The sequence below is a fragment of the Lacihabitans sp. CCS-44 genome, assembly GCF_024343735.1.
GTDB lineage: Bacteria > Bacteroidota > Bacteroidia > Cytophagales > Spirosomataceae > Leadbetterella.
Window position 1 is genome coordinate 1 of the sequence record NZ_RJUE01000044.1, and the last position, 2,229, is coordinate 2,229.

The 2,229-nt window shown below is 40.7% G+C and carries 1 protein-coding gene; it reads left to right on the forward strand.

From position 1 onward, the window contains the following. The coding region (locus EGI26_RS07445) for a hypothetical protein (RefSeq protein WP_255077445.1) at nt 1–2,229 on the forward strand (2,229 nt) is incomplete at both ends.

Here is a 2,229-nt window from a genome sequence, read left to right on the forward strand (position 1 = left end):
TCTGGAATCAACGTGGCGGTGGCTCTGAAACCTGTGTTTTCTTTAAACCCAGTAAATGCAATCAAATGTGTTGGCGAAAGCCAAACTTTCACGGCAGCTGCTAGCAATGCAGGTTCTTACAAATGGCAAAAAGGCGGTTCTGACCTGTCTGACGGTGGAAATATCTCTGGTAGTTCTTCATCGAGCTTAACCATTAGTAATCTTTGTGCTACATGCGATGCAGGTACATACTCCGTAAAAGCGTTCGGTGCGGGTGCTTGTGCGAGTCAAAGCGTAACCAGCTCTGCAGCTACCCTAACTGTAAATACACCGATAAGTATCACTTCTGTTTCTTCTTCGCAAAGCAAATGTGAAGGTGAAAATGTAACCCTCGAAGTAGTGGCCGCTGGAACCATCACTGGCTATCAGTGGAAAAAAGCCAGTAACAACATCACTGGACAAACCAACGCAAGTCTGACGCTAAGTAACTTAACTACAGCGGACATTGCAGAATACAGTGTTGATATTTTTGGACCATGCGGTACTGTCTCTCATTCTGGAATCAACGTGGCCGTGGCTCTGAAACCTGTGTTTTCTTTGAACCCCGTAAATACACCAAAATGCGTGGGTGAAACCGCTATTTTCAAAGCGGCCGCAAGCAGTGCTTCAAGTATTTTCTGGCAAAAAGATGGAATAAATCTTGTAGACGGTGGAAACATATCGGGAAGCAATTCGGCTACGCTAATAGTAAGCAACATTAGAGCAGGTTTTGATACCGGTGTTTACAAAGCCATCGCAAACGGTTCTGGAGCTTGTTCTTTCGCAACTACAATAAGTGCCGAAGCCATTTTGAGTATCAATGCTCCAATAACCAATGTGAAAATTTCTCCAAACGCCGACAAATGCGAGGGCTCAAGTGCAATTATCGAAGCCACACATGACGGTGTCGTAACTGGCTATCAATGGTTTAAAAATGGAGAAAAAATACCTAACAGTACAAATTTCAAAATAGAATTCAATATCCTAAAACCTTCAGATAAAGGAACTTACACAGTGGAAATTTACGGACCCTGTGGAACAATAACTTCAACGGCCTCATTCCTAAATGTGACAGCATTGCCTGTAATCATCACCCAACCAATAGATGCAAAAAGATGTATTGGTGAATCAGTAACTTTCCAAATTGCAGGTACAGATTTCGGCTCGTTTAGATGGTTTAAAAACGGAGCGAATCTAAACATAACTACACAAAATTTAAATATACCATCAGTAAATGAATTGTCTAGTGGTCAATACATAGTCGATGTGTTTGGGGTTGGAGCATGTGCTACCAGAACTACTTCCAGCAGATTTACAAACCTTGAGGTTGGTAGTAAAATTGCCGTAGAGAAAATTACCAAAAACGTAAGTTGTTTTGGCTTGAGCGATGGTAGCATCCAACTTAAAACCACAGGAGGTTTCGGATCACCATACAGTATTACTTGGCAAAATCCATCCTCAGCAAAAGGAGAAACTGCGACCAATTTAGCCGCGGGACTTTATGAATTTACTATAGCCGACAGTCGAGGTTGTTCTCAAAAAGACAGTATGAGAATCTCTCAACCAGAAAAATTGTCAGCAAACTTAGTTTCAAAAACTCTTAACTATTGCGAAACTTCTGGAAAGGCGAGTGTTAAAACAGCGGCATTTGGTGGAACTAAACCTTACAAGGCCTCATGGAGTGACCTTCCTAATTTTGTGGAATTAGATAGACAAAATCTTAAAGCCGGCACTTACACCCTAAAAATTGTAGACGCAAACAATTGTGAGACTACTTTGGCAACAACCATTGAAGATTCAACTTCAAAGATGTCAGCGAAGTTGAGCTACACTCAACCATCATGTTTTGGCAAAGCTGATGCTAAGCTTTCAGTTTTGGCCACTTCGGGTAGAGGAGCTTACAAATACACTTGGAATAGTGTCAACTACACTGGTACGGCCTCTGAAATTACAAATCTTGCTGTAAATAATGAAAATGCACAAGCAATTGTAACTGATGCTTTAGGTTGTGAGGTAAAATCAGATATACTAAAACTAATTTCTCCAGTTGCCATTTCATTGAATATTACAAAGCAAAAAGAAGTTTGTCCTTCTAAACCTTTTGAAGTAAATGGTACTGTGGCCGATGGAACTAAATATGAATGGATCACTCCATTGGGTAAAAAATTACTCGGTGCTATAATCGTTGGAGACAGTATTGGGAATTACAAA